The sequence below is a fragment of the Anaeromassilibacillus sp. An172 genome (assembly GCF_002160515.1).
Taxonomy (GTDB): Bacteria; Bacillota; Clostridia; order Oscillospirales; family Acutalibacteraceae; genus Limousia; species Limousia pullorum.
Genome location: NZ_NFKS01000013.1, coordinates 1 through 26,369, shown reverse-complemented (window position 1 = coordinate 26,369; position 26,369 = coordinate 1). Strand labels below are relative to the sequence as shown.

20 protein-coding genes and 1 tRNA gene are annotated in these 26,369 nt (G+C 39.4%); 2 read left to right on the top strand and 19 right to left on the bottom strand.

From position 1 onward, the window contains the following. Positions 1-18: 18 nt before the first annotated feature. From B5F08_RS07455 to B5F08_RS07430, 6 genes are all read right to left on the bottom strand, one after another. The gene (locus B5F08_RS07455) at positions 19-906 is read right to left on the bottom strand and encodes a cohesin domain-containing protein (protein WP_087377920.1); all 888 of its coding nucleotides are present in this window, start codon (positions 904-906) and stop codon (positions 19-21) included. Positions 907-1,030: 124 nt separating this feature from the next. Further along, complete coding sequence (locus B5F08_RS07450) at positions 1,031-1,426, bottom strand: NifB/NifX family molybdenum-iron cluster-binding protein (protein ID WP_087377918.1); 396 nt, start codon at positions 1,424-1,426, stop codon at positions 1,031-1,033. A gap of 231 nt (positions 1,427-1,657) precedes the next feature. Further along, positions 1,658-3,202, bottom strand: a complete 1,545-nt coding sequence (gene nagE, locus B5F08_RS07445) for an N-acetylglucosamine-specific PTS transporter subunit IIBC (protein ID WP_204245169.1) — start codon at positions 3,200-3,202, stop codon at positions 1,658-1,660. 340 nt (positions 3,203-3,542) lie between these two features. Beyond that, positions 3,543-3,800, bottom strand: coding sequence for an HPr family phosphocarrier protein (locus tag B5F08_RS07440; RefSeq protein ID WP_087377916.1), 258 nt, complete (start codon positions 3,798-3,800; stop codon positions 3,543-3,545). Positions 3,801-3,846: 46 nt separating this feature from the next. Then, positions 3,847-5,496 carry a phosphoenolpyruvate--protein phosphotransferase gene (gene ptsP, locus B5F08_RS07435; RefSeq protein ID WP_087377914.1) on the bottom strand — a complete coding sequence of 550 codons (1,650 nt, stop codon included), beginning with the start codon at positions 5,494-5,496 and terminating at the stop codon, positions 3,847-3,849. A gap of 68 nt (positions 5,497-5,564) precedes the next feature. Next, a complete protein-coding gene (locus B5F08_RS07430; protein WP_087377912.1) occupies positions 5,565-6,080 on the bottom strand; it encodes a PTS sugar transporter subunit IIA in 516 nt (171 codons plus the stop codon). A 711-nt stretch (positions 6,081-6,791) separates the two neighbouring features. Between B5F08_RS07430 and B5F08_RS07420 the strand changes: the two genes are divergently transcribed. Both B5F08_RS07420 and B5F08_RS07415 read left to right on the top strand, forming a co-directional pair. Continuing rightward, a tRNA-Arg gene (locus B5F08_RS07420) sits at positions 6,792-6,866 on the top strand. 358 nt (positions 6,867-7,224) lie between these two features. Next, a complete protein-coding gene (locus B5F08_RS07415) occupies positions 7,225-7,404 on the top strand; it encodes a hypothetical protein (protein WP_087377908.1) in 180 nt (59 codons plus the stop codon). Between the two features lie 80 nt (positions 7,405-7,484). Here B5F08_RS07415 and B5F08_RS07410 read toward each other — a convergent pair whose 3' ends face one another. The 13 genes from B5F08_RS07410 to B5F08_RS07350 all read right to left on the bottom strand — a co-directional run bounded on the left by B5F08_RS07410 (position 7,485) and on the right by B5F08_RS07350 (position 25,984). Beyond that, positions 7,485-7,808 (bottom strand): hypothetical protein, encoded by a 324-nt coding sequence (locus tag B5F08_RS07410; protein ID WP_004613237.1) that lies wholly within the window; start codon positions 7,806-7,808, stop codon positions 7,485-7,487. Between the two features lie 930 nt (positions 7,809-8,738). Then, a complete protein-coding gene (locus B5F08_RS13515) occupies positions 8,739-10,685 on the bottom strand; it encodes an ATP-binding protein (RefSeq protein ID WP_242968345.1) in 1,947 nt (648 codons plus the stop codon). 29 nt (positions 10,686-10,714) lie between these two features. Next, positions 10,715-11,725: a hypothetical protein gene (locus B5F08_RS07400; RefSeq protein ID WP_087377906.1), complete on the bottom strand. Its 1,011-nt coding sequence runs from the start codon at positions 11,723-11,725 to the stop codon at positions 10,715-10,717. 11 nt (positions 11,726-11,736) lie between these two features. After that, a complete protein-coding gene (locus B5F08_RS07395; RefSeq protein WP_087377904.1) occupies positions 11,737-13,008 on the bottom strand; it encodes an AAA family ATPase in 1,272 nt (423 codons plus the stop codon). A 15-nt stretch (positions 13,009-13,023) separates the two neighbouring features. Beyond that, complete coding sequence (locus B5F08_RS07390; RefSeq protein WP_087377902.1) at positions 13,024-13,746, bottom strand: hypothetical protein; 723 nt, start codon at positions 13,744-13,746, stop codon at positions 13,024-13,026. A gap of 40 nt (positions 13,747-13,786) precedes the next feature. Continuing rightward, a complete protein-coding gene (locus tag B5F08_RS07385) occupies positions 13,787-15,046 on the bottom strand; it encodes a hypothetical protein (protein WP_087377900.1) in 1,260 nt (419 codons plus the stop codon). 56 nt (positions 15,047-15,102) lie between these two features. Continuing rightward, positions 15,103-17,028, bottom strand: coding sequence for a hypothetical protein (locus B5F08_RS07380; protein WP_087377898.1), 1,926 nt, complete (start codon positions 17,026-17,028; stop codon positions 15,103-15,105). Between the two features lie 31 nt (positions 17,029-17,059). After that, positions 17,060-18,826, bottom strand: coding sequence for a hypothetical protein (locus tag B5F08_RS07375; RefSeq protein ID WP_087377896.1), 1,767 nt, complete (start codon positions 18,824-18,826; stop codon positions 17,060-17,062). Between the two features lie 23 nt (positions 18,827-18,849). Continuing rightward, positions 18,850-20,577 (bottom strand): Hsp70 family protein, encoded by a 1,728-nt coding sequence (locus tag B5F08_RS07370; RefSeq protein ID WP_087377894.1) that lies wholly within the window; start codon positions 20,575-20,577, stop codon positions 18,850-18,852. 36 nt (positions 20,578-20,613) lie between these two features. Continuing rightward, complete coding sequence (locus tag B5F08_RS07365) at positions 20,614-21,111, bottom strand: hypothetical protein (protein WP_087377892.1); 498 nt, start codon at positions 21,109-21,111, stop codon at positions 20,614-20,616. A 142-nt stretch (positions 21,112-21,253) separates the two neighbouring features. Further along, complete coding sequence (locus B5F08_RS07360; protein WP_242968342.1) at positions 21,254-22,390, bottom strand: RCC1 domain-containing protein; 1,137 nt, start codon at positions 22,388-22,390, stop codon at positions 21,254-21,256. Positions 22,391-23,075: 685 nt separating this feature from the next. Beyond that, complete coding sequence (locus B5F08_RS07355) at positions 23,076-24,299, bottom strand: helix-turn-helix domain-containing protein (RefSeq protein WP_158096248.1); 1,224 nt, start codon at positions 24,297-24,299, stop codon at positions 23,076-23,078. A gap of 236 nt (positions 24,300-24,535) precedes the next feature. Beyond that, the gene (locus B5F08_RS07350) at positions 24,536-25,984 is read right to left on the bottom strand and encodes an amidophosphoribosyltransferase (protein WP_087377888.1); all 1,449 of its coding nucleotides are present in this window, start codon (positions 25,982-25,984) and stop codon (positions 24,536-24,538) included. Positions 25,985-26,369 lie beyond the last annotated feature (385 nt).

Genomic DNA, 26,369 nt, shown 5'->3' with positions numbered 1-26,369 from the left:
GCGCTTATTTACGCTTTATTATTTTTTCTTCTTTGTAGCAAAGAGAAGGATGATTGCAACTACAACTACAACTGCTGCAATGATAACGATAATCAATACTACGTTAACGCCACCCTGAGACTGTTCTGTTTCAGTGTTTTCATCAGCGGATGTGATTGGCTGTCCATTCTCATCTGTAGGCTGAGTAACTGTCTGTCCGTTCTCGTCTGTTACTTCTTCTCCTGTAGATGTTGGAGTTGTTGAACCCTCTCCAGAGCTTGTTGCACTCTCATCAACTGAAGGAACGTAAGTTGTCTGGCCGTCGCTCTTTCCTTCCTCGTTATTTACGAAGTTAGAAATCTGGTCGCTTGTAAACTTATCATCATTTGTTTCAAGCTTAGGAGTTTCATTTTCTGAAACAGATGTACCATTTACGGTGATATCCTGATGGAATGCATAACCTGTAAGAGGAACTATTTCTGATGACTCATTAAGTGTATACATCTCAGTTACATAGTAAGTAATGTCGCTTGAGCCGCCCTTGAGAACTGTGAAGTCAACGCTTACAACAGTTTTCTTTGAGCTATAGTCCATACCGTTGATATCTGAAGCTGTAACAATTACCTGTCCGTTGCCCTTTTCATCAACATATGTTGGATTGATAACAGAGCCGGTCATATCTGTTTCATATTCTTCGCTTGCCTGGAGATATTCAGGATTGTAATAGATATACATCTGGATACCTACAAGTGGTTCCGGACAATCGCTGAGACTGAAGGTATATGTAATTGTGTCCCCAACGTTTGCTGTCTTTCCATCGTTGAAAGTGAGTGTGTTCTCATCGGCTGAAACAACCGCAGTGAGACATGATACAGTCAGTATAAGAACCGCTGCTACTACTGACAAAATTCTTTTCGTGATTTTCATTGCCGTTCTCCTTTGAATTTTTAATATTGTTTTTTAATTATATCAGATACTCGTGTATTTTTCAACACTTTTCACAAACTAATCCGATATAAAATCTGCCAAAATAGAAAAAATAGTCAAAATATCAGTGGTTACCGCAGGAATGGTTTCCGTGATTTCCACAGGTATGTCCTTCCCCGTGACTGTGATGACTGCACATAACGTCCGGGTTAAAACTGAGAATACCGTCCAAAAGATTTTGAACCGCAGTGTCAGCGTCTCCTGAAGCTCCGCCGTAAAGGGTAATTCCAGCCTGAGCTAAAGCCATTTTTGCGCCTCCGCCGATTCCTCCGCAGATAAGGGTATCAACTCCCATCATCTGCAAAAATCCTGCCAAAGCTCCATGTCCGCTTCCATTGGTGGAAACAACCTGACTGCTTACAATTTTGCCGTTCTCGATATCATAAATCTTAAAATATTCTGTATGGCCGAAATGCTGAAAAATTTGACCGTCAGCATATGTCACCGCAATTTTGTTCATAGACTAACAACCCTTTCCTTTAAACAACATATATAATCAAATTTTTGTGTATGTTTATTGTATATTATTTTTGAGAACATTTCAATAAATTTTACCGTATTTCCCAATAAAAAACACACCATATTCACAAAAGCTATATTTTTTATTGGGAAAACAGCGTAAAAAAGACGGGCCGCAAAGCGACCCGTCCCAATTAGCGAGCATTTAAAAATTTATGTAGTTTAAGAAATCTTATTTGCAAAGCTTCTTGAACTCATCAGCTACGAACTGAACCTGTGTTCCGATGATAACCTGAACGCTGGTCTTGCCCGGTCTGATAACGCCTGCAACACCTGCAGACTTAATCTTCTTCTCGTCAACCTTTGTGTAGTCCTTAACCTCAAGACGGAGTCTTGTGATGCAGTTGTCGATAGAAGCAACGTTGCCCTTGCCGCCTACGCCTTCGAGAACGATCTTAGCAACTTCTGTGTAGTTGTTGTTTGAAAGTGTAACCTTTGTCTCATCTGTGTCGTCATCTTCACGGCCAGGTGTCTTGAAGTTGAACTTAGCGATCATGAATCTGAATACTACATAGTAGATTACAGCAACGATAACGCCAACGATGAGGAGCATCCATGGTGACTGTGCACCAGGAGCGTTGAAGCTGAGAATCCAGTCAACGAAACCTGCTGAGAAGTTGAAGCCTGCTCTTGTTGGAAGCATAGCTGTAACAGCAACAGAAATACCTGTGAGAACAGCATGAACAGCATAAAGAGCTGGAGCAAGGAACATAAATGAGAACTCGAGAGGCTCTGTAACACCAGTGAAGAATGATGCAAGAGCAGCAGCTGAAAGAAGACCGAAAGCAACGCTCTTCTTGTCTTTCTTAGCCATGTGATACATAGCAAGAGCAGCAGCTGGAAGACCGAACATCATAACAGGGAAGAAACCGGACATATAAATACCGGTAATCTGTGTGCCATCGCCCATCATGAGAGCATTGATTGTTGAAGAACGGATAACCTCTGTCTTGTCTGCGCTGAGGATATCGAATGTCTGACCATTGATGATAAGACCACCGTTTGTATCTGGTGTCCAGAATCTTGCGATATCATTGATACCTGCAACGTCGAACCAGAAAACGGAGTTGAGAGCATGGTGGAGACCAAATGGAATGAGAAGTCTGTTGAAGAATGCGTAGATACCTGCGCCGATTGGTCCCAATGTGATGATAGCCTCACCGAAGCTAACGAGAGCACCATAGATGAATGGCCATACGAAGTAAAGGATAACAGCAGCTACGATTGATACGCCAGCTGTTACAATAGCAACGCTTCTCTTGCCGCTGAAGAATCCAAGGAAGTCAGGAAGCTTAACCTTGTGGAACTTGTTGTAGCAAGCTGCGCCGATGATACCGCAAAGGATACCGATAAACTGAGTCTGGATTTTGGAGAAAGCAACGTCTGCTGTTGCATCTGAACCAAGAGCTCCAAGATACATCTGTACGTTTCCCTGGTTAAGCAATGTTGTGATTGTAAGCCAGGAAACGAGACCTGCAAGACCACCTGTACCGTCGTTGTCAACTGTCATACCAACACCAACACCGATAGCAAAGAGGATAGCCATGTTGTCAACAAGTGCGCCGCCGGCTTTCAAAAGGAAAGCGGCAACGATGTTATTTGCGCCCCAACCTGATGGGTCAATCCAGTAACCGATACCCATGAGGATAGCAGCAACAGGCAAACATGCTACTGGGAGCATCAAAGATTTGCCCAATCTCTGAAGATACTTCATCATAAAAAATTTACTCCTTTCATATTTAGATGTATTGTATCTTTTATATCAAAGCACTAAACACAAAATCCACTCTCGCCCAATGAATACGGTTACTGTGCTTTTAATATACCTGATTAAAATAACCACTCAATATTTATTTTTCAAGGTTCATGTTTATACCGTAAAAAAATTTTGTTTTACTTTAATTCTTTCGTTTGCTTATATGTAAAAAGTTAAGATAAAACATAATATTTACGACAATATTTATTAAATACCCTATATACTCAGATACAAAGAAAGGTATTATCCTTCCCTTGTATCAATATAAGCCAATAAACTTAAATAAAGTTTAAATTACAAATTAAAGATTTGCCTCAAGGAACTTCTGGATTTCAGCAGCTGCTGCATCCTCATCCTCACCGCTTATAGTAACTGTGAGAACTTCGCCCTGCTTTGCAGCCATCTTCATAACGCCGATAATTCTCTTTGCGTCGCCTGATCTATCGCCTACTGCAAGCTTAATATCGCTCTTAAAGCCATTTGCAAGCTTTACAATAAGACCGGCTGGTCTTGCGTGAATTCCCAACTCATCTTTAATTGTATAAGTAATAGTTTTCATTGGAATAACCTCCGTATTTTTATTTTAAAACTATCAAACTTCTTTATTATTCAACAACTGCTTCCTTTTTGGAAAGGTCTGTATCTCTTACTGCCTTTCTAACACTGAGAACAAATGTAGGAGATACTGAAAGCTCGTCAAATCCCATTTTAAGGAATGTTTCTGTAAGTGTTGTATCAGAACCGAGCTCGCCGCAGATACCTGCCCAAGCGCCTGCTTTGTGTGCATTGTCAACAATCATCTTGAGCATTCTGAGGATCGCAGGATGATGAGCATCATAAATCTTGTCAAGCTTTGCATTCTGCCTGTCAATAGCCAATGTGTACTGGGTAAGGTCGTTTGTACCTACGCTGAAGAACTCAACTTCCTTAGCAAGCTCCTCTGAAACCATAACGGCAGCAGGTGTTTCAATCATAATACCAAGCTCAACATGAGGTGCTATCTCGTATCCCTCTTTGATAAGCTCTTCCTTAACCTCTTCGCAGATTTCTTTAATTCTTCTTACCTCTGAAACTGAGATAATCATCGGGAACATAATTGAAATCTGACCAAAAGCGGAAGCTCTATAGATTGCTCTGAGCTGTGTTTTAAAGAGGTCAACCTGGTCAAGACAAATTCTTATAGCTCTGTATCCCAAAGCAGGGTTTTCCTCCTGTTCAAATCCGAAGTAATCGGCTTTCTTGTCTGCGCCGATGTCCAGAGTTCTGATTATAACCTTTTTGCCGTTCATCTTCTCTGCAACATACTTATAGCTTGCAAACTGCTCTTCTTCGGTTGGGGCACTGTCTCTTCCCAGATAGAGGAACTCACTTCTGAAAAGACCGATTCCGCCTGCATCGTTGTTTATAACAAGCTCGACATCCTTAGGATTACCGATATTTGCATATATGTTAATCTTTCTTCCGTCGATTGTTACATTTTCTTTGCCCTTAAGCTGATTCAAAAGCTCTTTCTGCTGGAGCTGAGCCTTACGGCGTCTTTCCTTTTCATCAAGAGTAATATCATCAGGGTCTATATAATATTTTCCGCTGTTGCCGTCAACAATCATGAGTTTTCCGTTAAGCTCCGGAGTAATCTCAATGTCAGCGCCTACAAGGGAAGGAATATTCATTGTTCTTGCAAGAATAGCGGTGTGTGAATTTGAAGAACCTTTTTGTGTTACAAAAGCCAAAATCATGTTTTTGTCAAGCTGGAGAGTTTCACTTGGTGTCAAATCCTCAGCAACAATAATCATTGGTTCTTCCATCTTTATACCGTCAGGGTTAATTCCCTGAATATTCATTGCTATACGCTTTGAAACGTCGCCAACATCCACAGCTCTCGCCTTCATATATGGGTCGTCCATAGATGCAAAGAAATCTGCAAATTCTTCACCTGTTGCAGTAACAGCATAGGCGGCATTTTCATTTTCTTCGGTAATCTTTCTCATTACCTCTTCTTCGTAGTCAAGGTCGTCAAGCATGAGAAGCTGAACATCTATAATCATAGCCTCTTCCTGACCAACCTCGGCGGCTGTTTTGTCAAACAAAGCTTTTAATTGTTTAGCCGAAAGCTCTTTTGCTGCCTTATATCTTGCAACCTCTTCTTCAACAGTATTAGCAGTACCTCTAACGATTACCAGCTCCTGTTTTTTGAAGACGAATACCTTTCCGATAGCAATTCCGGCAAAAACTCCTTTTCCGTTTCCGGTTTGCATTACTTTTCACCTGCCAGATTTTAAAAATTTATAAGCCGTACAAAATTTTTTAAATTAAAGATTTAAAATCAACCTTTAACCAACTGGATAACTTCCTCAAGAGGCTTCATTTCGCCGGTCTTGGTAATAACGTCTTTGTAATCGTAGGTGTTGCATACGATCATCGGAGATGTAAGGTCATAGCCCTCTGCCTTAATAGCGTCGATATCAAACTCGATAAGGAGATCGCCGGCTTTAACCTTCTGCTCTGCTGTAACATGACCCTTAAAGTGTTTACCTTTAAGCTTAACTGTATCAAAACCAACATGAATAAGAACGTCTACACCGTCGTCGGTGAGAATGCTTACTGCATGAAGTGTATCAAATATCTGCTGAATTGTTCCGTTAGCAGGTGAGAAAACCTTGCCTACTGATGGTCTGACAGCAATACCTTTTCCCAGAATTTCCTGACTGAAAACTTCGTCCTTAACCTCGGAAAGAGGAATAACCTCACCCTCGATTGGATTGAAAAGTTTTATTTCATTTGATGCCGGAGCCTTTGAAGCGCTGTTATCTCCAAATAATTTTTTAAAAAAGCCTGCCATTATAAATATCTCCTTCCTGCCTGAATGTTTATCTCAGTCTAAATGATGTATTAAAATGAAAAAATAAAAAAGGAAAAAGAGGAAAAATAACCATTTCATTTTCCTTTTAAATACAAAATATAAACACGATCCAGTCACGGGAACGCAACCGCAAATTTTGCCTATTTATTGAAATATACTAAGCGAGTGATTTATGTCAAAACAGATAAAAATGAATAAAAACATATATAATATTCATTTTTACGAACTTTAGTATTGCGTTCGCCATCATTTATAGATATATTAACAGTTTTTTTGTAAAATGTCAACCCTAAACAAGTGTTCCCGCATATATTTTTAGATAATACACACAATTTATATTATGGAAATATGTATGCGAAAAATTACTTCCACATTCCGAAACGTTTAAAAATTGTATTTTTCAAATTATAAATAAAATTTTCGCAAATAAATCATAACTATCGTGTATACAAGCTTCATTCACCGTAAATATGTAAAATTCTAAAATATTATAGGAGAAAGAATCGCTTTTTATAAATGCTTTTGCCGCCGTAGTATTATAAAGTCTGTAACCACCCGCTATTGACTTTTTCCAAAAATTGATATAGAATATAAAAATGCAGTAAAGCTTTTTATAAAGCTTCATAACGAGATTTCAGAAATTTGATACATGTGATTTACCGACAGTAAAAAAGCCTCAAAATATAATACGCCCCTTTAGTTAAATGGATATAATAAACCCCTCCTAAGGGTTAGTTGTGGGTTCGATTCCCGCAGGGGGTGCCACAAACAACGCCTGAAAGCCTTGATTTTACTGGGTTTTCAGGCTTTTTTGATTTTTACCCATTTTCAATTTCTGCTAAAATCCTGTTAGCAAATGTTAGCAAGCCGGTTTTTTATTAACTTTGGAACACTCACCTTTCAGGTGTACGGCTTGCTAATAAAAATTAGCAGGATTTTTGCCATTTTGCTAATGAAAATGCCCTCTCTGCTAATTGGAGAAAAAAACGAGCAAAATCCTTGCTAATGGACAAGGCGGTTGTTATCCTGTTAATTTGTTCATTTAGGGGTGGTCAAGAGACAATCGCACACTGTCTCTATGTCCTTTATTATTATATAATTACGGTAACAGGAGGTGGTTGTTTTGAAAGAACAGAAATATCATTTATACCTTTCCAATGACGAATACAGCATATTGATACAATCACTTATCCGTTTGAAGAACAGCTTGATAGCACAAGGCAGATACACCGATGGGGCCCCTGATGTTCTCTGTAAGGTGCTTTCAGCCAAGAAAAGAAAGTTCAAAATCAAATATATCTAAACACGAAAAGAGACCGCCTACACGATGTAAGCGGTCTTTGATTATTTAAAGTGAGTACGACAAACTTGAATTTGACTTGCCTATTTTCTTAAAATCTCATGTGGAGCTTCTATTTCATTTGCCAAGGTATGCTCTGTTAATTCTGACATCAATTTCAATTTTTTATTAATCAATGGTCGCATACAATTAGGAACATGTTCCTGATGCGCTCTGTGGATTGCTACACATTCCTTACAGTTTCCGTGATAACGACAGGCTTTCAGGCAAGGACAGTGATCTTTGTCTTTATACTCCTTACGAAATTCCGCTGCAAATTCTTCTTGCAGTCTCAGCCCCTCGACACGGTTTCCCTTATGAAATTCTACCATTGCATCCAGTTCTTTCTGGTTCCCTTCAATCTTCATGTTATTATAGCGCCTCCATTTCAACTATTCCTCATTTTCTGATAAATTCAAATTTGTCTTTTTCTATTATACACCAAAACTATGAATATTTCTACCCGCCGTCTATTGACCTCAATTAAGAGGTAAATAGGCGGCTTTTTTGTTTGCAAAAAATTTATTCAAGAAATTTTGAAAAAATACCTCCCAAAAACGCTCTCCCATTTCAAACAAGTGAATGGGTTAATTCCGAACTGCGAAAACGGAAGCCTTTCACTTGTACTTTGACAACTGAATAAGTCATTCACTAAGAGTTTGATTCTGATGATTTTAGCCACCTTATCGGGTACGCCGTGACTTCTGCATTTCAGAACAGCGAGAACTCCCGGTATAAGTAACAGGTTGCCCCTGTTACGGCGATGACAGTCAGAAGGATAATGATACTTCTCTACGGAGCTGGCGGAGTACCCGGCAGAGGTGAAATTCCTATGATACAGATTAGCAAAAACAATTTAGTCATACAAAAAAGGCAATCCGTCAGGGTTGCCTTTTGTAATACCTGAAAAACCTTGAAATCAAGACGAAAAAACATTATAATATTTGAACGCAGATTATTTATTTGCATAAAAGAATGCTTAAACTTGAAATGCGTTTCCTGTGATTTATGGGTTACAGATTAACTCAATGATGTTTCCCATATTTCTTTGCATTTGCTAATACCCTGCTAAAAGGAAGGCAAAAAACCACGAAAAATTATCAGGTTTTGGACGGGAATTTACTAACAACGAAACCCCGGAAACGCCAGTAAAATCAAGGATTTTCGTGGATTTGCAGGGAGTCAAAAATGCCCCTCGGGGGCTTCTCCTAAGGGTTAGTTGTGGGTTCGATTCCCGCAGGGGGTGCCAAAATAAAAGACAGCAGTTTTTTCAACTGCTGTCTTTTGTTTTTTTATTATCAATTCTCTTTGACAAGCTCAAAGAAAGGCTTTTCTTTGATGTATCTAACGCTTTCGTTTCCTATTTTTACTGCGCTGTTAAATCTGTCAAGGCCTTTGATGTTTTGATAGATTGCGTTTGTCTCTTCGCTGTTGGCTTTTGTCTTAAATACAAACTCCACATCGTTTTTCTTTAAGTCGGCAACATTGTGCACAATCCATGTCAAAATATATTTTGAGTAGTTGTCCTCACCGGCTACAAAATGGTCAAGGAACTGGGTGGAAAGAATTGTTCCGACACCGAATTCTCTTCCCTCTTTCATTATCTTCTTCAAAGACGGGAACTCCTCTTTCATAAAGTTGTCAGCCTCGTCTACAAGTATGAATTTTGTGAGCTGGCGCAAAGTACCGTCGGTAGCACTTGAACCTGCGGCGTGCATCTGTGAATAGAACTGGTCAAGGGTTATTGCAACAATAAGGCTCTGCAAGTCAGGGTCATATCCTGAAAGGTCAATAACCACAACACCGTCCAATATATCAAAAAGTGAAGCTGTGCTGTATGGCTTAGGCTCGAAAAGCTGGAAAGCGTTGATTTTCTGCATTACAGCAGCAAGGGAATCGTTTTTAACTACGCTTTCGTTCTTATCGTATATGTCGTAAACCATTTCAAATGTAGGAGCGCTTCTCTGCCATGTTTCAGGCTCGTTGGGGAATATACCCATTTTCTCATATGCCTGCATCATACATGTGTAGAGGACAGTCTGCTGTTTAGGACCAAGTCTGAAAGCTCTTGCAAGTGTGTCTTTAAATGTATTTGCTGTGTGTACCGGAAGCAACGGCTTGTATTCCTTTGTTTCAAAAATTGACAAAGGATTAAAAGGCAGTCTGTGAAGCTTCAAAACCTTTGCATTTGTGGCTTCTACAAAGTCTTTTTTTGTGTTGTTGTAATCGCCCTTGTAGTCGAAAATCAAAATTCCCAAAGGATTACCGTTAAAATTATTTTTCTGCTGACGGTAAAGCTGAGTTATAAGTGATTTTGTAAACTGGGTTTTACCGGTTCCCATTGTTCCGATTATTCCTGTATTTGTATGGAAAACCTTTGTTGTGTCGTTTGGATACCACACAAGAGGCTTGCTCTCTTCCTCTTCGTCATCGGAAGCCTTTACCTTTTCATTTCCAAAGACAATCTCCATACCTCTCGGAGGCAATTTTTCCTCTTCCGGCTTATTTTCCTCTTCGGAAACAGTTTCATTTGTTACACCGGCTGCTGCGTTAACCTCACCCGAATGAACATCCCCTGGGAAATTAACATAAATATCAGCAGGATTATCAGTCAGTTCGCCTGAAGCTTTAACACCGTCTTGTATCAAAGCTGTTCCGGCTGGCGCATTATCAGCATAATTGTTTGCTGTGCCGCTGATATTTTCAACATTTTTAATATTCTCTACATATCTGTTTTCAATATTTCTTGTGTTATACAGGTTTTCACCGCCGGCGGTTGCTCCGGCAGACACACCAGGTATTTCCACATGTATATCCTGATGCATTTGAGGGTTAATTTCAGGGCGTATATCCGAATTAACATTCTGATTTACATTATTGTTTATTACATTTGAAACGGAGTTTTTATTCTCCCTTGGCTTAAGCTTAAAGTCAAAGTTCTCGTCGGAGTCCTCAGCCAAAGCCAAAGCCAGCGCCATGCAGTGTCTGCACGGGCCTTTTATTGTCTCTATTTCATAGCAGTTACAGTCGTATCCCTCAATAATATTTCTGTAGTTTGGGTTTAAGGTAAGCTTTGATGTATGGTAAAATCCGAAATTTCCCTTTACAAGACCTGTTACCTTTACGCCGTATTCGCCCATATCATTTATCTGAACCTTGATTATGTTGTCCTGTTTACACAGCTTCAAACTGTTATCAAAGGTGTCTATAGAACAAATTGCTTTTATATTTTCTTTTTTAAGCATTTTTCAATCCTTTCCCGGATTTTCCGTAATTAAATTTCAAACAGCTGGTCAGGAGTCATTTCTTCGGGATGCTTATGGAATTCCGCCTCTTTAATAATCTGCGCCTGAATGGATTCCTGAGAGTCGGAGTCATTGCTGTTTTTTGCTTTAGATGTTTCAGTGCTGGCGTTTACTGCCTGAATCTGACCGGCTACTCCGGCGATAACGGGAACAGCCTTTTGAGAAATAACACTGTTAATAATCTGCTGTCCTTCATCGTTGGTTAGAACTGCTTTTCCTGTACTTACAGCCTCACCCAGCAGCTTTAGATTTCCGTTGTAGCTTCTGAACATCTTAAAGTATTTCCAGGTCAAAACCTCTCTCATTGAATCCAGCATATCGTTAAGCTGTTTCCATGACAAGCCCTCTGTTTTTTCCGCAAGCTCCATATGGGTCATTTCCTCTATGGCGACAAAAGGAGTTTCCATATTCTTTTTTATCCAGTCTTCCCTTTGCTTCTTTGTCGGGGGAACACAACGGCAGATTTTAAAATCATGTGTAAGCTCCCTGCACAGATACTCGCTTTCCGTGGTCACCACTATCACAAAAACCGTGGTTTCCAGCTCTCTTAATTTTTCAGCAAGGACGTACTGAACCTGCTTTCCGAACTTGCTTTCCTCGGGACTGTCTATAAAAAGGCAGAAATACTCGTATTCTTTCGCAGCTTCTGCGGCATATTCGGCAATTCGGCAGGATTCCTCTGCTGTTTCACAGTCGAAGTCCCATCCGGTTATCCTTAGATAGTGATGATACTCCTTTGCTTCGGGATTGCATTTAGAACCTGCAAGAGCTTCCGCCGCAGTGTGTCTTCCGTTTCCCGGCTCTCCCAAAAACACAGCGCCGTCTGGCGGTTCAACGCCGAAATCGCTTAGAAGCTTTTTGGGAGATTTAAGCATTGTGGCTCTGAACATATGTGACCAAAGAGAAAAGGCGTCCAAGTCCTTGAGCTTAATCTGAGGCACCTGTTTATCCACTCTGTTTTTAATCTTTTCAAGATCCAAGGTTATTCACCTCATTCTTCACTGCGTCTTTCTCTGTCCTTGTCCCACTCATCCAGGGTTCTGATTATATCGTCCTTTCTTGACGGTACATATAAATTTAAAGCCTTTTCAAAAATCTCTTTGCTCAGTGTGTAGCTTCCGGATTTAAGAGCTTCAACGCTTTCATGCTCGTCCGGATATATGCTCTGCACATCCTTTTTAACAAGGTCTCTGATCTGTATGCAAAGTCTTTTTATATCTCTCTGATTATAGTTATAGGTTTCTTCCGCCATGTTCTCGTAGGTAAATCCAGGCTCGTTTTGCATAATCTGGTTAAAGAACATTTCAAATGTCTTTGCTCTAACCTTTACATCCGGAAGAGGAAGCTTTATAAGCTCAACACGGTCAAGCATAGCGTTGTCCACAAGGTTCGGATAGTTTGTAGCTCCTATAAATATTACAGGCTTCTTTGAGTCGCCCAAAGAGTTATAGCCTGTCAAAAACGCAGTGGTTGTGGACATTGCGTGAGACGGGATATTTGGCATGGAACGGTTTCTGCACACACTGTCTATCTCATCTATAAAAAGAATACATGGAGCTTTTGCCTTTGCCTCTGCAAATGCTCTTTCAACGTATTTTTCAGACTCTCCAACAAGAGAATTGTGGATATCTCCGCCGGACAGTGACATATAGTTGTAGCCCTCTTTCATAAGCTCGCAGATAAAGGCTCTTGAAATAAAGGTTTTACCGCATCCGGGAGGGCCGTAAAAGAAGAAAGAACTTACCATATCTATACCAAGGTACTGATTGAGCTCTGTTGAAGCCACGTTGCGTATACAGCCACGAAGCTTTTCAATAAGCTCTTCCATTCCTGCAACCTCTTCAAAGCCTTTCTGAGGCGGGTCTGCTGACCATTTGTCAATAACCTCCTGAGGAATTTCATAGCCGCCTCTTTTTTGTGGCTTCTGTGCTTTTGCACCGGTGCCTTCCGCCTGCTTGCCCTGAGGTGATGAAGCGGATGAACCGCCGCTTTCGTTCATCTGTCTTGCACGTCTGAGGGCATATTCGGAAATCTCGTTAAATCTTCTGGAAACCTCCTGCTGACGTTCTATCCAGTATTCGTATTCCTTGCCAACGCTGAGGTTTGCAAGGTTTTCAGTAAGCTCTGCCGCACGCTTGTAGCACTCTGCTTCTCTTCTTATGGATGCATTGTCACCTTTTTCGTGCAGCATATTTGCCTGAACTATCAGTGACCTGTACTCGTTGGCCATGCGGCTCATATCTGACATATAGCTAACGCCCATTATGTTTTCACTCCTTTAAAACGGATTGCTGTACTTGTTTTTCATTGCTTCATCCAAATCTGAGGAATCATCATCGGCGAAAGCCTGATTTATCATATCCATTTTCATATCGTAATCGTTTTTAATTTTGCTTTCCTTTTTCTTTCCAACGGATCTTTTAAGACACTCGTCAAAGCTTACGCCGTCAATAAGTGCGCTGATAAATTCGTCGTCTATACGGTCACGTATATCACTTGGAACTGCAAGCTTTTCATTGAGTTCCTTGTCCGCCTCGTTTTCCTCCAAAGGATAAGGATACCACTTATTAAGAATTTTTCTTGTGGAATAGCTTATAGCGTTGGTGGAATCGTCAAGACGCTGAATCTGTCTTAAAGCCATTCCCATCTGGTTAATTGTGCTGTTAAGCTCTCCGTCTGTGTTTATACGCTCAAGCTTGATAATAGCCTGTTTTGAGATAAGCATACCGATAGCGGCTTCTCTGACTCTGTCCCTGTGGTCGTTGTCAAAAAGACCTGAGCTTTCAAGATCTGCTGTGCGGGCATTTTCAATTATTATTGTATTCTGGAAAAAGTTATAGCACTCCTCCAAAACAGCACGGCAGTCCATAATTTTTTCCTGACGGGCTATTCTGGGCTTGCTTCTTTTCTCAAGCTTTTTATGCTCTTCCTTTATTTCTCTTGCAATCTTCTGTTCTACTGTTTCCTCTTTTTTAAACATTTTTTTAATATTTTCAAGCATGTTATTCACCTGTCCCTTTATGGCGTCAATTTAAAATAAATTATTCCGGCTCGTACTCGTACTCTATGTTTTCGTTGTACTCCTCTTCATCTTCGTAATCTGTTTCGTAATCATCTTCCTGCAATGTATTTTCCTGATAGAGTTTCTCATTCTCCAGATGAAGATTATTTATCTCCTCTTTCAAGCCTGCCAATTCCTTCTGCTTCTCGGCATTTCTCTGAAGCTTTGCTTTTATCAGCTGAGCGTTTCTTATGGACCTGTCTAATCTTTCTCTTTCCTCGTTCTCGATTTTCTGCATTGTAGCAATAACCTTTGCAGCCTCATCCTGGAATACCTTGTGGTTGGAAATCTGTGTCAGTTTTGAAAGATACTGGTCGTAAGTTCTTCTGGAAATCTCAATATCATCCAATGTCTTCTGCAGGTTTTTCAGATACATGTTGTTTGCACGTTCAATTCTTGCGTTGAGCATTGGGTCGTTAACTGTAGGAAGTTCAACAAGATGATTTCTTATAGTTTCAATTTTTCTGTCGCAGTCATTTAAAACGCTGGTTTTTGTCATAATCTCCAGGTAAATTTCCTGCATACTTCCGAAAAGCTTGTGATACTCCTCATACTTTTGTCTGAGGTCCCTTGCTTCCTTTGAAAGAGAACCGGGCTTATGAGCGTTCTGTCTGATTTCCTCTTCAAGCTGTGCTCCCTCAATGGTGTTTCTGAAATCGTTAAGCTCTTCTTTAAGCTTCTGAACCTGATTATTTTTATTCTGATATCTCTCCTGCTGTTTTTTCAAAGCAATTTCAGCAGTGTCGTAATCCTGGCTTGCCTTTACGATGTTTTCCATCTCAATGGCGAAGTTAAGTCTTTTTTCGTACAAAGCGTCCGCATTTGGCACGTCTATTCCGCTTATTTCCTGTCTGAGGTTTGACAATCCCTGATTCAAAGCTGTTGCCGCCCATCTTGCGGTTGTAACCCAGCCCTCTCTTATTGCCTTACTGAAAGCGTCTATGGCAAACTCAATTTTTTCATCAAGGCTGCTGATATCCCTTGTAAATACAGTAGGCTCGCTGAGCTCCTTTATTGCCCAGTTTATTACTTTCTGGAATTCCTCCTCGGCTATAACCTCCTGGGGAATCTGATTTTTCTTATCATACAGGTTAATACATTTAAGCTTTGAAATCATATTCGCCGCACTTTTTCTGTTGTTAGCAACAACAACCTGTTCCTTTCTCATTTCTGTCTGCGGGCTTTCAGATTTTCCGCCAAAAATTTTATTTGTAAATTTTTGAAAACCTTTAGTTGCCATACTAAAACTTCCTCTCTGATAAATAAAAAATATTTATTTAAACCCCTCCGCAGGGATTAGTTTAATTTTGACTGCCAAAGCCCTGCATATTTTGCCATAAGCTTTTGCAGTTCTGAAATACACATCCGGGCATTTTTTACCCTGTCGTTTACATATGAGTCCACGGAAAAAGCCATGGCTCCCTCTGCGTTTGAAAAGCTCTGTTCCATGCTTCTTCGTATCTGACTCATTATCTGAATTTGATTTCTGCATCTTTCCAGACTTTGTTTGTTTTCCTCTGAAAGCAAAGCGTCCAGCTCTCTTTTAAGGGTTTCAAAATTAAGATTGAGGGTTTTATTTTCCTCTTTCTTTCTCTCCCTCTCCGAAACAGCCGCAGAAATAGAAGATTTCATAGTTTCTATTTTCTTTTCGTATTCGGCTATCTCCTCTCTTATTTTCTGAGTTTCCTTCTCGTTTTCTTTCAGATTTTCAATGGTTTCCTGAAGTCTGTTTTTCTCGTCGTTAAGCTCCTTTTCAATCTGTTCCTTGTTCATTCCGCTTAACTGTTTCTTTCGCTCGTCTATAAGCTCGATAACCTTTTTCAGCTCGTTGTTCATTCCCATAAGCTGGGCTTCAAGCTTGTCAAGCTCTGTTTTCTTTTCCGTATGCTCCTCTGTCTTGCTTTCGATAAGTCTTTTGCTTACCTCCAGGTTCTGCTCAATAGCGTTGCACTCGGTTGTTATATAGGATTTTTCCTCCTTGCTTTTTTCAAGCTTTTCCTGCAGCGAGGTTTTTGCATCCCTTTCCTTTTGAAGATTTTCTTCTTCTTTTTCCAGAGCTTCCTCAAGAAGCTTATTTTCGTTTTTCACTTCCTCAAGCTCAAACTTCACATTTCCTATTTTTGTGTTTATTATACCGGATAATGGTTTTTCCTGTTCAAGCTGCTTTTTAAGCTCTTTTAATTCTTCCTCAAGACTTTCTCCGCTTGTTTTAAGGGATAAAAGCTTTTCTTTTAATTCTTCTTTTTCCCTTATTTTTGTTTCAACAGCACTTGACGCCTCTTTTACCTGATTTTCCTTTTCTGCGTTTTGGACTTTTATATCCTCAACAAATTTTTTAAGGTTTTCAAGATTTTCGCTGTTGTTATAGAGGCTTTCCTCAAGGGTTTTCTTTTTCTCTTTTGTTTTCTCAAGCTGTAGCTTTATCTGCTCTATTTTTGTATTTGTTTCTCCCAGCAGAGGTTTTTCATCCTCAATCTGTTTTTCAAGGGCTTTTAATTCTTCTTCAAGATTTCCGCCGCTTGTTTCAAGGGATGAAAGCTTGTTTTCAAGTTCTTCTTTTTCTTTGGTTTTTTCTTTAAGAACTTCCTCTGTGTTTTTTATCTTAATTTCCGTTTCAGAATTTTGAGCTTTGATTTCCTCAATATTCTTACTGAGATTTTCGAGGTTTTCTTTTTGACTGCGCAAATCCTCTTCCAGCAGAGTTTTTTCATCCTCCAAGGATTTTAGCTGGTTTTTGACTTCCTCTAAATCGCCCTGCTTCAAGCTTTGGATTTTTTTCTTTGTTTCCTCAATCTGCTGTTGATAAAGACTTTTTTCCTTTTGCAGCTCCTGCTGTTTTTGAAGTTCATTTTCTTCATTTTCCCGGGCTGTTTTAAGCTTTTCCTTTATCTCCTTTAGCTGTCGGTTTTTCTCTTTCAATTCACCGCATCGCTTTTCGGCAGCTTCCAAATCATTCCAAAGCTCTTCATCACCTCCGCCCATTTCTGCTTCGGCAATTTTTTTGCTGTTTCCTTGGTAGATGTAGTTCACTGTGTAGCATATGGTATATAGCCTGTCAATAAGCAAATCCAAATCGCCCACCTGGCAGTTTTCCACCAAAGCGCCGGTATCAAACCTTATATCATCGCATAGCATGGTCATCATACCCAGTGCGTCCTCAAGGGATATTTCTTTTTTGTCCGAAAAATCCTTTAGTCTTCTGGTCAAGTTTGAGAATTTCACAATCTCACCCCGTTTTCTTATTCATCACTTTTTACATGTCCTTGTATATTGTCTTTTTCAAAAGCTTATCCGGGAAATCGTCCCCGTCATCCTCTTCAATATATTCTGTATCCTCTTCCACATACTCTTCCGAATATTCTTCGGTTTCTTTCTCAGGTTCCGGTTCTTCCAAAATCTGAGAATATTTCCCCTCTAATTTCTCCGCAGTTTCTATTTCCGCATTTAGCTCCTGCTCTATAGTTCTGCGGACTTTTTCCATTTCTTCATCGGAGATTTTATGGAGTCTTATCTCACTTTTCAGTCTGCCCACATGAAATCTCAATGTTATGCGGTTCTGTCTGTATCTGTCCAAATTGGCTTTATCAATTCCCAAGTCGATTTTTTTCTCAGAGGAAAGACTGTCCTTTGGAAGCTGATACATATTCAAATATATTCTGTCAAATTCGTAAACCTCTTCGGCTCCATATTTTTTAAGTATGTTAAAAACATTTTCTGAAAGCTCAACTATGCTCTTTCCGTAGTCAAGAATTACCGCTAAATTCTCGCACTTGTCAACGCCTGCGCAAAGCTGTTCCGAGCAGAAAGCAAGCATTTCCAAAGCGTCGCTGAATGTTTCCCTGTCGCCGTTTTCACAGGCTTTTCTCACATAGTTGCAGAAAAATTCCGCCTTGCTGTAGGAAAGACAATTAAGGGGTTTATTCCAAAATGTTGAGAAATTCTTTTTTATTCTCTCAAGCTGTTCGCACCATTTTTCGTACTCATAGCATTTTTCAAACTTCTCACTGATGGAAAGGGTTTTTATATTTCTTACAATAGGGTCATCGTTTTCCAAAACCGACGGATAACACAGTTCTTTTTTAGGAAGAAGCTTTTCTTCCCTCATTGCGTCGCCCACTGTAAAGCCCTGGTATTTTGACTCAAGGTTTTTTATCTCGTTTCTCACAAGCTGTTTGATGTCAGAAGTTTTAAGCTGTTCGTAAAGCTCCCTGTGCTTTATAAACATTGACGATGAACTGCCACGCCTTTGTTCTAAAACAAGCTTTCCGCAGATGTTGTAGGAAAGCTGTAAATATTCCGCCTGCTTTCTCATATCCTCCAAAGAGTCTGTCCAGTCGCCTTTTTCTGCGGCAATTTTCAAAAGCATATTAAAGGCGTCGTCAATTCTGTAACCATACACAATCTGCTCTTTCATCTGTCTGCGCAGAGCGTCTGTAAGGGGCTCCTGAGCTCCTTTTAAAACAGCCACTGTTTTGCGGCTTATCATTGGAAGCACAGAATTTTCTCCCAGAAACGCCTCCCTTATTTTTGAAGTCATGGGAGGTATTTTAATAACCATTATGCTTTTGCCGTCGGGAGTTTCGATTTTCCTTTTAATCTTTTCAACAGCACAGTCATCGCTGTTGTTATAAAGATAATCGAGAGCCGACATAGAAAGCACAAAGGCAATCTTTTTGTTTTTAAGTTCTTTTCTTTCGGAGATTTTTAATATATCCTCAAATGTAAATTCTTTTTTTGCCGGCTGGATGCAGCTGTTTATTTCCCAGTCGCTTTCTGACTTTTTAAGAACCGAATCCAAAAATCCCTTTTTCTCGGCAAGCTGTTTTGAAAATCCGTCAAAGGTCTGAATTTTTAACTCGCCGAATTCATAATTCAAAAACAAAGCGGCGTCAAACCCGTTGTTTAATCTCAGCTTGTACCACAGATAAGCTTCAGACTCCAGTGCAAGCATGGTATCGGTGTAATGTATGTCGTGGTCATAGTCAAAAAACAAATGTATAAAATAATTTGTGGATAACATGCCGCACTCTCCTTTCAGAATAATCAATCCTCTTTTTTATAAAATGCGTTTCTCTCTTCGTAAATTACGTTAGGCCCGAAAATATCGCTGAAATTTCCCAGTGACATCTTTGTTGCCTTGTCCTCTAACTTTTCGTTTGTTTCCATATCCAGAGGCACAACATGGAATGTATATACATCCGACTCGTCCACAGAAAAACCAAAGGTATATGAACCTGTGGCAATTTTTTCAAGGAGAGCCTGTTTTTCCTTTAAAGGTACCATTCGGTAAGCCTTGTTGAAATTCTTTCCCTGTCCTATAGCGAAAACCCAAGGTGATTTTGACGGGTCGCTGCTGCTTCTTCCGCTGTAGAAAATTGATTTGTTGAGATAGGAAACCTTGCCGTATTCCAGCTCGCTTCTGTATTTTATAGCAAAATCGAAGGTTTCCTCTCCGTTGCGTGTTGTAAACAGTCCCACGGAAAGCTTTGCGGTCTTTCTCATTGTTATAACACCGCTGGAAATCAAAGCCGCTCCGTAGGAAATTGCGTCCTCTTTTCCGCTGTCCAAAGCCTGACCGTTCTGACCCGGAGCATAGGAAAGGTTTTGCAGTCTGTAATCACCTACAGTATCGCTTATATGGAAGTAGTCCCATACCTGCTTCTGCACCAGGAAAAACTGTCCGAAGCCTCCCACCAGCGCAATTTTAAAGCCGTCGGACGCTGTGTATTTATCTATATTTTCAAGCTTTAAATACTCCTCGTTTACACGGTCAAGCTGTTCTGCCAAAACCGGTTTTATTATTTTATCGTATGCTTCATAAAGTGTTGAATATGTAACCTTTATAGGCTTTCCTTTATATGAAAGTGTTGTAAAGGGATTTTCGTCTTTAGCCATTCTTTCCGCCACATTACCGTATTTTCTTCTCAGTCTGTCGGAAAGTGCTCTTGAATTTCTGATAAGGGCAGACTCTAAAAAGTTCAATGCCTTTAAAAAGTATCCGTCATACTCAGGAGCAGGAATATCATTTTTTTCGATTGCAAGCTTTACAACACCCTCCATATAGGCTATGCCAGCATCGCCCAGATTATCCCCGTGGTTTTCTCCGGCTCCTGTCTGACCCAAAACGTCTATTTCCATGGACTGTACGCCGTCTTCACGCTCGACAGTATTTACCTTTGTAAGAGTTATATCCAGTGTTCCTCCGCCGTAGTCCACAATGAGGATAAGTCCGTCATACAGCTTCTTTGTGTTCTTATTGTAGTTATAGGCAAAGTATGCGCTTGCCGCCGCAGGCTCTGTGACAACTGTTACCTTGTCAGCCATGTCAAGCTCACGGCATATATCACGGAGTATGGCTTTTCCGCTCATGGTGTAAAGCTCTGTGTTCCAGACTGCCGGTATGCATATTATAAGATTTTCAAAACGCTCGGTACTGCAATAATCCTTTGCAAGCTCCATCTGCTGTTTTATAAATTCCTTTGCAACATACTGGGGACTGCATTCCTCTGTATAGCCTCTCTTTCTCAGCTTTTTTAAATCACATTCAGGCAAAAGCATTTTAAAAGCTCTAAAAGCCTGTCTTTCCGGTTCAGAGGCAAGCAAATCCTTTGCCGACTGACCGGTTATAATATTGTTGTCGTAGTCAAAACAGGCAATAGAGGGAATATACTTGCTTCCCTCAAGAGACTGTACAGCTTTAACCGCATCATCCACCGGATCGTAATAGGACAGCATTGAATATGTACTGCCAAAATCAAAACCCAAATTCATCTGCCAAATACTCCTTTTTTCTTCCTCTATAATAAATTACAAAATACTAACCGGGTTAGACTTTGTCTGTGAAGTATCATTTTTCAAAACAAGGCTTACGGTAAGGTCGTCGTTCATTTCCGCTCCAAGCTTTTGAAGCTCAGCTTCTTTCAGCGCAGGAATTTTAACCTCGATGATTTTTTCAGGCTCTCCGCTTTTTATAACGGAAAGCTCCACAGACTGCTCCGAAATATCCGGAATTCGGGCAAACTGACTTTCAAGCCAAACTGTGTTTTTCTGCATAGTATCGCAGGTTCCAAAAGAAATACGCTTTTTCTCATTCAAAACAATGGTTCCGTCCTTGTCTTTCCAGGTAAAAATATTGACTCCCAAGTCATATTTTTTTAAAAACACATTTCTGTGCTTATCTGCCATAGTCCCTAAAATAGCCAAAGCTTCTTTGGTATCTCCTATAACATCATACTGGGTAAAACCACAGCAGGGACAAACGTCCACGCCGTTTGGAACCTCGTTAAAACAAACCATGCAGCGCATAAAATAACCTCCTGTCACTTTATTAACAAAAACCTATCTTTTTGTATGTAGAAATAGACAAATCAAACCTTAATAAATCCATTCAATTTAACTTATATGTCATTATACCATATCAAAATCCATAATACCACTAAAAAAATATTCAAAATGAATTATTTTTATCCTCAAGACTCTCCACATCGCACTGACCATAACTGTTTCCGCCCACAGCCACAACTGTTCCGTCCTTTTTAAGCCCTACCGTGTGGAAGCCGCCTACCGAAATATCTATTATATTTTTCCAGTTTCCGACATCGCACTGACCCTCGTCATTAGAGCCACGGACAATCACCGTGCCGTCATTTTTCAAGCCTGCAATATTGAAACTTCCTATTTCCATTAAAGCAATATTTTTCCATTCCTTTTCTTTTCCGTCTGTAGTCAAAACTTTTCCGTCCCTTGTAATTGCAGCCGAGTCCATTCCGCCGGCATATACGGAAGTGACGTTTTTCCAGTCTTTAACATCACAGGAACCGTTAAATTCATTTCCCACAGCAACCACAGTTCCGTCTCTTCTAAGGCCTACTGTGTGGGAATCACCTGCGGCTATGTCAACTATTCCACGCCAGCCCTCAACACCGCACTGTCCAAAGGCATTCCAGCCTACTGCAACCACTGTCCCGTCTCTTTTAAGACCTACCGTGTGAAAGCTTCCAGCGCACACTGAAACAATATCCTTCCAGTTCCCCACATTGCACTGTCCGTGGGAATTATCACCTGCCGCAACCACTGTCCCGTCGCTTTTAAGTCCGACAGTATGGGAATTTCCCGCAGAAACAGAGATTATATCTTTCCAGCTGTCCACGTTGCACTGTCCGTCCTCGTTGTCGCCCACAGCCGCAGCACGCCTGTTTCTCAGAACCACCACAGTGTGGTTAAGTCCTGCGGAAATACGGCGGTACTCTTTTTTATTGCTAATTAAAACATTATTGTTTTTTATAAAATTATCTTTAAAAAGTCCGTTTACAAAGTAAGTGTCTTTCAGAGGAGTATTACAGTTTGCGCAAACGCAGGTAAAATCTTTTTTATTAAGATAAAAGGTATATCCGCCGCAGTTTGGGCAAAGGCTGTACGTTTCCAGCATTTTCTGTCTTTCGTATTTTAAACTTGAAACCGCTTTAAGATTTTCGGGAACCATGCTGAGAGTGGCATAATTTTCAAAATCACAACTGCCGTCAAATCCACAGTTTTTACATAAAAGTGTTTCATTTTCGGTTTTGCACACGGGACATATGAACATAGACATCTCACCTCAGTCACAGCTGTTAAAATTAAATCTCAAATTCTGTCTTTTTGCATCAATATTTGTTTCATACTAAACAAATCAACTATTGCGTCTAAATAATAAACAAACTTGTATATTTGCATATATATGTCATTATATCACAAGATTATATTTAATTCCACTAAAAATCAAGTTTTAACTACCAATAATACGCCCTGCAATTTGTGACAATACTACAAAAAATAAAAATCAGCCCTTTATTGAGCCTGCATTATAAAATCAATATATTATAAATTTTTCAATATCATGTTATTTGTCATTTATAATTTATACCCTATAAAATCAAGAACAGGGAACAAGTTTCCACTTGTTCCCTGCCCATCAAAAACATAAAAGGAGATGAAGAAAAAGCTAAATTAAATTTATATCTCTAATTTACCCGCAGCATTAAAGCAAATTACAGCTGCGAACACTTTGACATTATTTAATCGCCTAAAAATTTTATTTAAAATAACAACTATATTGTTTTCTACAAATAAGATTGTAGCAAAATATTAAAATCTATTGTAAATCTCTATACAATATCACGTACAAATCAAATTTTTAAGCATTGTATATTGTACAAAAACACAACCGCTTACAAGATGATTATATCACTTGGGCGGTTGTGTTCATAACAAATTTCAATTTTTTATTGTAATTATCGATTTATCTCGAAACTATTTCTGTATTCTGCGGGAGTTGTTCCGCAGACTTTCTTAAATACATTCGTAAAATAGCTTTGGGATGAAAAGGAAAGGTATTCGGAAATTTCTATAATACTGTAGTCAGAGTACCTCAGCAGTGTTTTTGCCTCGCTGACTTTTTGTTTAGCTATGTAAAAAATTATATTCTCACCAACATCCTCTTTGAATTTTTTTCTCAGATTTGACTCGCTTACAGAGCAGTAACAGCTTATTTCCGAAACAGTTATATTTTCATGGAGATGATTGTTTATATAGTCCAAGGCATTTTTTACGATTGGACGGAAATGTATATTTTGGTGTTTCTCCATATTTATATCCGCTATTCTTTGGGTATAGTCAATAATAATTCTATCAAACAAAGATTTTATCTGACTGTAACTGTTACAATCGTCCAGCTCATCGCAAAAGCTTTTAAAAATCATTGCAGAAATACTTTCAACCATTCCAGCTTCAACAGATGTTCGGTAAACCAAAACCATAGCGGAAGTGTATATAAGCTTATAATTTAAAATATCGTCACGTGACCATTTAAAAACATTATGCCTTTGATAGTCGGAAAGAAGTTGCTTCACACCGTGAAGATTTCCTCTCCTTACGCAGTCCAAAACCATGTCCTGTCTTGCAAGAGGATAAAAATTATCTATTCCCTCTTCCCTCATTTCAAACATGCTTTGTTCTATTGTTCTTCCTATATCCTTAAATCTTTCGTCAGCTTCCTCTTTGTATTCCAATTCTTTCAAAACTTTTCCTGTAGTCATAAAGTAGCAAAGGCCGGTATTGTCCACAAATTTACTTTTATCAACAATACTGGCATGATACAAAAAGCTTTTTACTTTTTCTGTATCGCCGTTTGCAGCCATATAAAGAGTTTTTCCGTAAAGACGCTTATCTTTAAAAGGGTCTGCGGTAAAAGCAGGGCCTAAAACCACGGCATATTCCCTGCCTTCCTCTTCCACCACAAAGCCGGAATACATTTCAAATCCGTTCACAAAAACAAAGCTGGGTTCCTTTGAAAAATGGGAACAAATTCTGCTGTAAGAAGCACAGAAAATTTCCGAAAACTCTTCCTCACAGGACATTATAATTTCGGAAGATTTAAAATCATATAAAGACGCATAACACTCTGTACACTTGTAATATATCCGCAAAGCTTTTATAAGATCATCTGTCTTGCACATTCTTACTCCTCCCCAAACAGACTCTCTATTATCATAATTATGCATTAAAATAGACAAAAGTACAAGTGCAAGTTACTAATATTTAATACAAATTTAACTACTGTTAAGCATTTATATTTTAAATTTATATTTAAGATAAATTCAATTTATAAAATTTAAAATAACAGCAAATTTGCAGCCGCATATCTTAAAATAATAAAAAAAGGCAGACAAAAACGTCTGCCTAAGTTTAATAATTATTCTTTTCCGTTCCAGCAATATGTGCAAAGGTCACATGGTTTGATGTCGGAGTTCTCTGTAATTGCGTCTATCATATCGTCAAGACGGAGATATTTAAGGCTTGTGAATTTCAGCTGCTTTCTGATTTCATCAAGCATTTCCTTGTAGTTCTGGCTGTCCGGATTTGCGTAATCCTCCAAAACCTCAGGGAGATATGCTCTTTCCTCTCCCTCTCTTTCAAGGATTATTCTTCTTGTTATAAGGTCAAGCTCTGACTTAGAACGTGAGAAGTTAAGGTACTTACATCCGAAAAGAAGAGGAGGACATGCAGGTCTTATATGAACTTCCTTAGCTCCGCTTTCGTACAAAAATCCTGTGGTTTCGCCAAGCTGAGTTCCTCTTACTATTGAGTCGTCTATAAGAAGAAGCTTTTTATCTCTTATGAGTGCGTCAACAGGTATAAGCTTCATCTTAGCTATTCTGTTTCTCTGGTCCTGACTTGACGGCATAAAGGAACGTGGCCAGGTTGGTGTATATTTAATAAACGGACGTGCAAAAGGAATTCTGGAAGAGTTTGCATATCCAACAGCATCGGCAATACCGCTGTCCGGAACTCCGGCAACAATATCAGGCTCGATTGTGTGGTCTTCCTTATCTCTCATTGCAAGCTTTTCGCCGCACTTATATCTCATTTCCTCAACATTGAGTCCCTCATAGCAGGATGTTGGATATCCGTAATAAACCCAAAGGAAAGTACAGATTTTCATTTTCTTCTGAGGCTCGCTGAGGGTTTTATAGCCGTTTTGGTCTATGTAAACAATTTCACCCGGACCAAGCTCTTTTTCGTACTTATATCCAAGATTTATAAAAGCAAAGCTTTCAAAGGAAACGCAGTAATCTCCGTTGTCCTTTTTACCGATAATGAGAGGTGTTCTTCCCAAACGGTCACGAACAGCATAAATTCCTTCTTTTGTAAGGATAAGGAAAGTCATGGAACCGTCTACCTTTTCCAAAACATTCTTTATTCCTTCAACCATTGTATCTTTTTGATTTATAAGAGCTGCAACAACCTCTGATGGGTTTATAACGCCGCCGCTGGTTTCAAGAAAATGTGAAAAACCGTTGTCAAAAGACTCTTTTACAAGCTCCTCTGAATTGTTAATTTTTCCAACAGTTGTTATTGCATAGCTTCCGAGCTTTGAATGAACAAGCAAGGGCTGAGGAGAAGAGTCTGAAATACAACCTATTCCCAAATGGCCGCCATGCTGGGTAAGTTCGTCAACGTCCTTTTCAAACTTAGTTCTGAAAGGTGAATTTTCAATATTGTGAATGGCTCTTTCAAAGCCCTTTTCACCATAAACTGCCATACCTCCACGTTTTGTACCCAAATGAGAATGGTAATCCGTTCCGAAAAACAAATCATAAGCACAAGGTTCTTTCGATACAACTCCAAATACTCCGCCCATAATTACACTCCGTTCATTATTAAATTCGGTAAGAATTTCTTTAACCTGCAAAAAGAGATTACGAAATTCTAAATAAAAAAATCATTTTCCCTGTATTGTGTTCCAACCTTAAATTAAAACACAACGTAAATATTATACACTAAAAAACACCGTTTGCATAGTTTTTTTCTGTCGGCGGAATATATTTTTCAAAATCAACATAATTTCATCACAGAAAAAAACCTGTTTTTTGGAAAATAACATGAAAAAGGGCGTGTATTTTTCACACACGCCCTGCAGCCTGTCGAAAAAGCTCAGCTTTCGCTGGGCTTTTTTCGATAAAAGTGGTAAAATAGAAGCAGGTGATAAAAATGATAGAGAAAAACAGAAAAAACAGAGAGCAAAT